The following is a 7,936-nucleotide window of genomic DNA, read 5'->3' on the forward strand; positions in this document are numbered from 1 at the left end:
ATACAGGGACACGGAATAAACATGCCTATCAAGATTTTGCTGGTGGATGACCACACACTTTTTCGCAGTGGCGTACGCTTGCTGTTGCAGCGCAATCGTGAATTTGAGGTAGTGGGTGAAGCCGTGGATGGGCTTGATGGCGTCAAGCGCGCCAAGCAATTGCGTCCTGATGTTGTGCTGATGGACTTGAACATGCCCGGTCTTTCTGGCCTGGAAGCCATGCAACTCATCGTGGAAGATTTGCCCGACACGGCAGTGCTCATGCTGACCGTATCGGAAGAAGCCGAAGATTTAACGACCGCCTTGAAGAATGGCGCGCGCGGTTATTTATTGAAGAATATAGAAGCAGATTACCTGACCCAGGCCATCAGGCGTGCCGCCGCTGGCGAACCTGTGATCGCTGAATCCATGACCGCCAAGCTGGTATCGCAATTTCGCTCGGGCCTGAATCAGAGTAGTGTGCCAAAAAAAGAAAAACTGACTCCCAGGGAAAGAGAAACCATGGTCTGCCTGGCCCGCGGTGAGAGCAATAAGGAAATTGCCCGCAACCTCGATGTGGCAGAAAGCACCGTCAAGATTCATGTGCAAAACATCTTGAAGAAACTGAACCTGACCAGCCGTGTACAGATTGCTGTATATGCCGTCGAACATGGCATGGATAAAAATTAAGCATACTAGAACTCATTTCATAAATAGGATGAGTGCGAACAAGACGATTTGTGATGAAGTGCAAGGCGTGACCTGCAGCTAAGGCTCCTGCCTTAGCAAAGGAGGTGTGGCTCACTACGCGCTGCAATGCGCCCAAATCGTCAGTTCCCGAAAGGTTTGCCTCATAACGCGCGCTGGACTGCGTTGGACTCGTTATCAATAGCACCGCTATTGATCGCCTCGTCCGCCTTGCCAGCCCACGTTATGAGGCAAACGCATCTCACCCTATTTATGAAATGAGTTCTAAAGCCCATCATCCATTTGCAGCAACAGCCTAGTCCTCCCGGCGTATAGGCACATCACCACATAACTTCTACACTTGATCTCAATCAGTTTGCCGGAGATCTGTGATGACGAAAATAAATTTGCTGGGCTTGTTGCAAAATCATGCCTTGTTCCGCCATATTTCGCAGGAAGATGTCAGGGAACTGCAAAAAGAAGTGGTCAAGCTGGAACTGGGTAAAGGCTCCATGTTATTCCGCAAGGGCGATATGGCAGAAGCCACCTATATCGTGGTTTTTGGCCTGATCAAGCTCTGCCTGCCCTCATCCCAGGGCAATGATAAAGTACTGGAACTGATACGCGGCGGGCAAAGCCTGGGCGAAGCCATGATGTTTCTGGATGAGCCCTACCCATTCTATGCAGAAGCGCTGGAAAATACGCTGCTGCTGAAAATCCCTCGCCATGCCCTGCTGCAATTACTTGACCGCTCACCCTTGATGTCGCGGCAAATGCTGGCAGGCCTGTCTTATCGCCTGCTGGGTTTTATCCGCAATGTAGAGCGTTATTCCCTGCAAAATGCTACCCAGAGAGTGATTGATTATTTGCTGCAGTTATCTGCCTCGCAGCGTAGCAATGACATCCGCCTTGAACTCAAAAAACACCTGGTCGCCTCACTATTGAATTTATCGCCCGAAACCTTGTCGCGTATCTTGCATCAGTTAATGGATGAGCATTTGATCAAGGTATACGGTGCCAGCATACATATAACATCCGAAGAGGCTCTCAAGTCTTATCAGCAAAACATGCATGCACTGGCTTAAGTGAAGAAGCGATGGCGTTTTATTGACCCAGCACAATGACCACGCGAATAATTTTCATTACCATTTAATGCATGAAACCTATAGATCTGGTAGCTCCTGCCGGTAGTCTGCTTGCCCTGAAGGCAGCGGTAGATAAAGGGGCAAATGCGGTGTACCTTGGCTTGCGCAATGCAACCAATGCGCGCAATTTTGGTGGCCTTAATTTTGGCGACAATGATATACGACAAGGCCTGGCCTATGCCCATGAACGGGGCCGGCAAATTCTGTTTGCCATCAATACCTTTCCACAAGCACGCGCTGTTGGCGAATGGCGGGCGGCAATTGATACTGCCGTACAGATGGGTGCTGATGCGGTGATACTGGCCGACCCCGGCCTGATGGCGTATGCGCGCGACCGCCACCCTGATTTGCGTCTGCATTTATCGGTGCAGGGTTCGGCCAGCACGCTCGATGCGATAGAACTCATGCGCGAACAGTTTGCCATCAGGCGCGCTGTACTACCGCGCGTGCTGACCTTACTCGAGATAGAAAAGATCATACGCCAGACCAGTGTGGAAATAGAAGTGTTTGGCTTTGGCAGCCTGTGTGTCATGGCAGAAGGCCGTTGCCTGCTCTCAAGCTATGTCACCGGCGACTCACCAAATAATAAAGGCGTATGTTCGCCAGCGCATGCGGTGAGCTGGGAAGAACAAGACCAGACCATGTATGCACGTCTGGGTGGCACCCTGATAGACCGCTATGCACCCGGTGAAGCCGCCGGTTACCCGACCTTGTGCAAAGGGCGCTTTGAAGTCGAAGGTGAAATTGATTATGCGCTGGAAGAACCAACCAGCCTGAATGCCATAGGCTTGCTACCCAGGCTGATCAATATGGGGGTTGCTGCCATCAAGATAGAAGGCCGCCAGCGCAGCCCCAATTACGTCAGCCAGGTCGTTGCTACCTTGCGTGCAGCACTCGATACTGCACAACGCGACCCGGAACGTTATACGCCGCGCACAGACTGGCAAGCCAGCCTGGCCCGCCATGCAGAAGGCGCACAGGTGACCCAGGGTGCTTTTGAACGTCCATGGAAGTGAATATGTCTGCCAGCTCACCGTCAACACCACCTTTGCTTTCTCTTGCACCTTTGGCTTATTACTGGTCCAGACAGGACACTTTAGGTTTTTATGTCGATGCCATGCAATGGCCGGTCGATATAATCTATCTCGGTGAAGTCATTTGTTCACGCCGTCATTTGATGAAACTGGATGACTGGCTGGCGCTGGGCAAGGAATTACGGGACGCAGGCAAGCAAGTCGTGCTGTCCAGCCTGACCCTGATAGACAGTGAAGCCGACCGGCGCAATATGCACAGGATGATAGAACGTGCCTGTGCAGAAGACTTCCTGATCGAGGCCAATGACTTCAGCGCTGTGCGTGCCATGCAGGGCAAGGCATTCGTCGCTGGCCCGCACCTGAATATTTATCATGCAGACACCCTGTCATGGCTGGCCAGCCTCGGTGCCATTCGCTTTTTGCCTCCGATAGAGATGGGGCGTGATGACCTTGCATCCCTGCAGCTTCAACGTAGTGAAAAAATGCAGACTGAAGTTCAAGTCTGGGGACGTTTGGCCCTGGCCTTTTCATCACGCTGTTTCACTGCGCGCCATCACCGCCTGCGCAAGGACAGTTGTGAATTTCGCTGTGAACAGTATCCCGACGGTTTGCCTTTGGCAACCCGCGATGGCAAAGACTTTTTGACCATCAATGGCATACAGACCCAGAGTGCCAGTTGCCTTGATCTGGGCGCACAATTGCCAGAACTGGCAGCCATGCAGGTAGATATTCTGCGGCTGCAACCACAGGCACAAGGCATGGCAAAAGTCATCGCTGCATTTGACAGTGCCAGGAAAATGGGTACGGGTGCCAGTGTCAGTGAAACTTTGCTGCCACCACATGCGCAGCGCAGCAATGGCTACTGGACGAATAAGCCCGGCATGCAATGGCTGGCTGGAGAACAGATAAGCTAACAAGGATTACATGATATGGATTTGAGTAATTTCCGTTTTCCTGAACGCATAAAAACGCTGGGCAGCTATGTGCCGGTGCAGTTGGCAAATGCGCCCCTGATACTGATACTTGAACTGGCCAGGCGGCGTGCACTACTGGTCGCGCCCGAGAGCCTGTATGACAAAAGTTTTCGCATCAAGATTGAAGACCTGGGCCTGTCACTGTGTTTTTATTGCGACCAGGGCAAATTCAAGCCGCTTTCATCTCTGCACCAGCCAGATGTCAGCCTGTCTGCCTGTGCCATGGACTTTTTAAAACTGGCGACTGGCCAGGAAGATGCCGATACCCTGTTCTTCCGCCGTCGTTTAAAGATGGAAGGTGACACTGAACTGGGCATCGCCGTCAAATACTGGCTCGATGCCAGCGAACGCCCTGCCTGGCTCGCCCGTTTTGGTCAGCGTTTCATGCATGCAGGTGAAGGTGTGTAATGAAAACCGTGCCACTGCCCCTGGTGTATTCCTGCTCTGGCTGCTCCAGTGTCGCGCAACTGGCCAATGATTGTGCGCTCAGGCTGGACCGCGAGCAAAAGGCACAGATGTCCTGTATCAGTGGCGTTGGTGGTGGCGTTGCCAGTCTGGTTAAACTGGCGCAATCTGGCAGGCCCATCCTCGCGCTAGATGGCTGTGCGCTGGCCTGTGTTAAAGCCTGTTTGCAACAGGCCGGTGTTGTCCCAGATGTACATCTGGTGCTGAACCAGCAAGGCGCGCGCAAGCGCTTCCATGCTGACGCCACTGAAGATGAAAGAGAGCATATCTGGCAACAGGTCGAAGATGCCGTGCAGACCGTGCATGCCCTGGAGCCACAAGCATGAAGCCTGGTTTATATTTTGCAAGGCCTGCCTGGCCCCACCCAAGGGATACATGATCATGAAACGTCTCGCAACTGCTCCCCACAGGCTGTATTTCTTTCTCGGTGCGTTGTCTGTCCTCATCCTGTTTTTATGGTGGTGGCTGCAGCTACAGCATCCGCAGACCATGGCCATACCCTTGCATGCCTTGCTGATGCCGCTTGGTGTTTTCCCTTTGTTCATTTTGGGTTTTACTTTCACGGCCGGGCCAAAATGGCTGGCTGTCAGCGCCGACGATGACTACTTCCTGCTGCATGGTGCCACCTATTTTTGTGGCCTGCTGCTGGCCATGCTGGCTGCCAGTCTGAGCTTGCCCGCTTTGCGCAGCTCAGGCTTTGCCCTGATGTTGTCCGCCTGGCTGGCGGTGACCTGGCGCTGGTGTGGCTTGATACGACGCAGCACCGTGCCGGATAAAAAACACGCGACCGCTATTTTCCTTGCCATGTGCGGTGGCGCATGTGCCCTGGCAGCGACCCTGATGTGGAGTTACGGTTCAAGTGGCGCATGGATAATTGCACGACAATTCGCCTTCTTTGGTTTTTTACTCCCCGTGTTCCTGACGGTCTGCCACCGCATGTTGCCATTTTTTAGCGGTAACGTCCTTAAACCCTATGTAGTCTGGCGCCCCTACTGGCTGCTAGCCGCATGGTTGTGCGGGTGTGCCCTGCTCGTACTGAGCGGCAGCATGCAATGGCGCATATTGGAAGCAATCACGGCAACAGCCATGAGCCTGAGTTTCATGTATGCCTCCTGGCGCTGGGGCTTGTTGCGCAGCCTGGCGAATCGCATGCTGGCAATGCTGCACCTCTCGTTTGCCTGGCTCGTCATCGTCTTCGCGCTACAGGCAGCGGGTGCATTTGGCATGACAGTGGGATCAGCTTCAGTACATGCCCTGGCCCTGGGCTTTATGGGGACCATGCTGGTTGGCTTTGTCAGCAGAGTCTCTTATGGCCACAGCGGGCGGCCCTTGCAGGTATCAAACTTCTTGTGGTGCATCTATCTGGGATTGCATCTTGCAGCCTTGCTACGCATCCTGGCCAGCCTGCTTTCACTGGATATACTCGTCACCGCTTCCGCAACGGCCTGGCTGGCCCTGCTGGCATGCTGGATCGCCATGATGCTGCCCATCTATCTTAAAGCGCGGGCAGATGGCCAGGCTGGTTAAAATGGGGTTCGGTTGGAGTGGCCAATTTTCCATCGTAAATAAAGGACCAGATCAATCTACAAACAAGGTTTCACTCCACAAACGCTGCAATAGCACTGTTACTGGATGCACCCTGTTTGGCCTTGTACATGGCGGTGTCGGCTTCTTTCAGGAACTGTTCAGCATTTGCCGCGGAGTCGTAAATGCTGATGCCTATGCTGGTGGACATCATGATAGTAGAACCTGGCAGAGGCTGGTCAAGTGTGGTGACAATTTTTCTGGCTAAGACCTGGGCATGCTCCAATACCCGCACACCTTCGGCAAGGACGACAAATTCATCGCCGCCAAGGCGGGCCATGGTGTCGTTCCCGCGTAAGCAACCAGAAACTCTTTTCGCAAACTCTTTCAATACCTCGTCACCCGTGTCATGGCCATTCGTATCATTAATTGTCTTAAAGCCGTTCAGATCCATGAATAATAAAGCCAGGCCATTGTTCTGTCTCATTTGCCTGACTATCGCCTGATGCAGCACTTGCATGAAATGCCTGCGGTTCGGAAGGCCAGTCAAGCCATCTGACAAGGCCATTTCATTTAGTGTAGCTTCCCATTTCTTGCGTTCAGAAATGTCGTGCATGAAGGCAGTGAATTCGAACCGGCCTGCAATATTATTGACGTTCAGACTTACCTCTACAGAAAGCTCTTTACCGAAACGGTCAACAGCGAGAAGTTCCCTTCGTGCAGTTGTGGATTTTTTTCCAAGCCGGTCTAAATGTGTCAGGATATTGACAAAGGAATTTCTGAAAGCGGGTGGCACGATCAGGTCTGCGATATTGCGGCCCATGGCTTCGCTACTACTCCAGCCAAACAGCGATTCAGAAGAACGATTCCATTGCGTCACAACGCCGGCATTGTCGATTGATATCACGGCGTCATTGGCATATTCGAGTATGGTGCGTATCCGCTCTTCACTGGCGCGGAGTTGCATCTGCACACGCAGCATTTCATCAAACGCCACTTGCTTGCCAAGCGCGGCACCAAGTGCAGCACCCATGAGTTCCAGCGTCTGTATATCTTCTTCGTCAAAACCGTTGGCCTGCTCGGACATGACCTTGAGAACACCAACTGGCTGGCCACGCTCAAACAGTGGTGTGCAGATCATGGAACGGACACCCACTTTTTTGCAGGCATTGGCATCGACGCGTGGATCGGTTTCTGCATCGTCACACCGGAGTATCTGCGCACTGCTGACGCACAGGCCTGACAGGCTGTTTGCTCGCAACAGGCGCAAACCTACATGCTGGGAAATGGAACCGCTGGCAGAGCGATACACCATGTAGTCACCATCGACCAGTTCAACTACTGCACCTTTGGCTTCTGTGAGTTCCTGCAATGTGTTGACAACAAGTTGCATGAATGCCGTGAGATCAAGATCTGCCTGGGCGAGTAGTGATTGTGTTTCAATAATTCGCTCTAACCGGCCAAGTTGTCTTTTATTTTTTTTCATGTTCCGATCCCAAACAGTGCTAAATGTTCATCGCTATTCTATGACATTTAGAATTTATTCCTCTTTCAATATAGAGGGGAATGTGCATTTTTTTTGTTAATTATTGCTGCGTGGCTTACAAGGATTTTTTAACATCCCCTGGCCTCCATTCCAGCATGTCGAGCGCAATAATAAAACAGAAATTACTTACTGTTTCAACTATTCATTTCGATAATGAGGTGATGTTATTTTTTCTTCAATGAAGAACTGATCTTGCTATGACGATGAGCATGCACAGGTCATGCTCATCGCTGCCGTGCATGTTAATGAAATGATCTCTGATTTTGAAGGGAATGTCGTTTTCACCATAACACTCCCGGCAGTTGAATGACTATTACCTTGATACTGTTCCATCGCCATACTCGTCTATCGCAGGGTCGAGATTGTGCGGCGAATGAAGAATAGCCGGGCCTCGCGAACAGGCTTGCCGTGTCAGGTACTCCGTCAATCCCTCAGCCAGCACTGCGGGTGGAATTATCGCTTGCATTTCATGCAACAACTCTTCGGTCGCCCTGACTATCCATTCCACGCTGCGATATTTTGGCGAGACGATCTGGATGTTTTGCGAATCAGTCTGGTCAAAAAAACCATGTTGTAATTTAT

Annotated in this window: 9 protein-coding genes; 7 read left to right on the forward strand and 2 right to left on the reverse strand. The window is 51.9% G+C overall.

Annotation, left to right across the window (positions count from 1 at the left end):
• The first annotated feature begins 21 nt into the window (after nt 1–21).
• From DFR42_RS26580 to DFR42_RS26610, 7 genes are all read left to right on the forward strand, one after another.
• Nucleotides 22–669 (forward strand): response regulator, encoded by a 648-nt coding sequence (locus DFR42_RS26580; protein ID WP_110258101.1) that lies wholly within the window; start codon nt 22–24, stop codon nt 667–669.
• A 389-nt stretch (nt 670–1,058) separates the two neighbouring features.
• A complete protein-coding gene (locus DFR42_RS26585) occupies nt 1,059–1,751 on the forward strand; it encodes a Crp/Fnr family transcriptional regulator (protein ID WP_110258102.1) in 693 nt (230 codons plus the stop codon).
• A gap of 71 nt (nt 1,752–1,822) precedes the next feature.
• Nucleotides 1,823–2,827: a ubiquinone anaerobic biosynthesis protein UbiU gene (gene ubiU, locus DFR42_RS26590; protein ID WP_110258103.1), complete on the forward strand. Its 1,005-nt coding sequence runs from the start codon at nt 1,823–1,825 to the stop codon at nt 2,825–2,827.
• Nucleotides 2,828–2,829: 2 nt separating this feature from the next.
• A complete protein-coding gene (ubiV, locus tag DFR42_RS26595) occupies nt 2,830–3,759 on the forward strand; it encodes a ubiquinone anaerobic biosynthesis protein UbiV (protein ID WP_110258104.1) in 930 nt (309 codons plus the stop codon).
• A 15-nt stretch (nt 3,760–3,774) separates the two neighbouring features.
• On the forward strand, nt 3,775–4,227 hold the full coding sequence (gene ubiT, locus DFR42_RS26600) for a ubiquinone anaerobic biosynthesis accessory factor UbiT (protein ID WP_110258105.1): 453 nt from the start codon (nt 3,775–3,777) through the stop codon (nt 4,225–4,227).
• The gene (locus DFR42_RS26605) at nt 4,227–4,610 is read left to right on the forward strand and encodes a putative zinc-binding protein (protein ID WP_110258106.1); all 384 of its coding nucleotides are present in this window, start codon (nt 4,227–4,229) and stop codon (nt 4,608–4,610) included. The genes ubiT and DFR42_RS26605 overlap by 1 nt, the downstream gene beginning before the upstream one ends.
• Nucleotides 4,611–4,665: 55 nt before the next feature.
• On the forward strand, nt 4,666–5,811 hold the full coding sequence (locus DFR42_RS26610) for an NnrS family protein (RefSeq protein WP_170133704.1): 1,146 nt from the start codon (nt 4,666–4,668) through the stop codon (nt 5,809–5,811).
• A gap of 70 nt (nt 5,812–5,881) precedes the next feature.
• On the opposite strand, the gene DFR42_RS26615 is transcribed toward DFR42_RS26610, so the two are convergent.
• Entirely contained in the window at nt 5,882–7,294 is a 1,413-nt protein-coding gene (locus DFR42_RS26615; protein WP_110258108.1) for a diguanylate cyclase domain-containing protein, read from the reverse strand.
• 373 nt (nt 7,295–7,667) lie between these two features.
• A partial coding sequence (locus DFR42_RS29380) for a hypothetical protein (protein ID WP_170133705.1) occupies nt 7,668–7,936 on the reverse strand: 269 nt, incomplete at its 5' end.

It is taken from the genome of Undibacterium pigrum, assembly GCF_003201815.1.
Taxonomy (GTDB): Bacteria; Pseudomonadota; Gammaproteobacteria; order Burkholderiales; family Burkholderiaceae_D; genus Undibacterium; species Undibacterium pigrum.

Excerpts from the sequence above, each read along its gene's own strand:
- DFR42_RS26585 (WP_110258102.1), top strand. The coding sequence starts at position 1,059 with ATGACGAAAATAAATTTGCTGGGCTTGTTGCAAAATCATGCCTTGTTC.
- ubiV (WP_110258104.1), top strand. The coding sequence starts at position 2,830 with ATGTCTGCCAGCTCACCGTCAACACCACCTTTGCTTTCTCTTGCACCT.
- DFR42_RS26615 (WP_110258108.1), bottom strand. The coding sequence starts at position 7,294 with ATGAAAAAAAATAAAAGACAACTTGGCCGGTTAGAGCGAATTATTGAA.
- DFR42_RS26605 (WP_110258106.1), top strand. The coding sequence starts at position 4,227 with ATGAAAACCGTGCCACTGCCCCTGGTGTATTCCTGCTCTGGCTGCTCC.
- ubiT (WP_110258105.1), top strand. The coding sequence starts at position 3,775 with ATGGATTTGAGTAATTTCCGTTTTCCTGAACGCATAAAAACGCTGGGC.
- DFR42_RS26580 (WP_110258101.1), top strand. The coding sequence starts at position 22 with ATGCCTATCAAGATTTTGCTGGTGGATGACCACACACTTTTTCGCAGT.
- ubiU (WP_110258103.1), top strand. The coding sequence starts at position 1,823 with ATGAAACCTATAGATCTGGTAGCTCCTGCCGGTAGTCTGCTTGCCCTG.
- DFR42_RS26610 (WP_170133704.1), top strand. The coding sequence starts at position 4,666 with ATGAAACGTCTCGCAACTGCTCCCCACAGGCTGTATTTCTTTCTCGGT.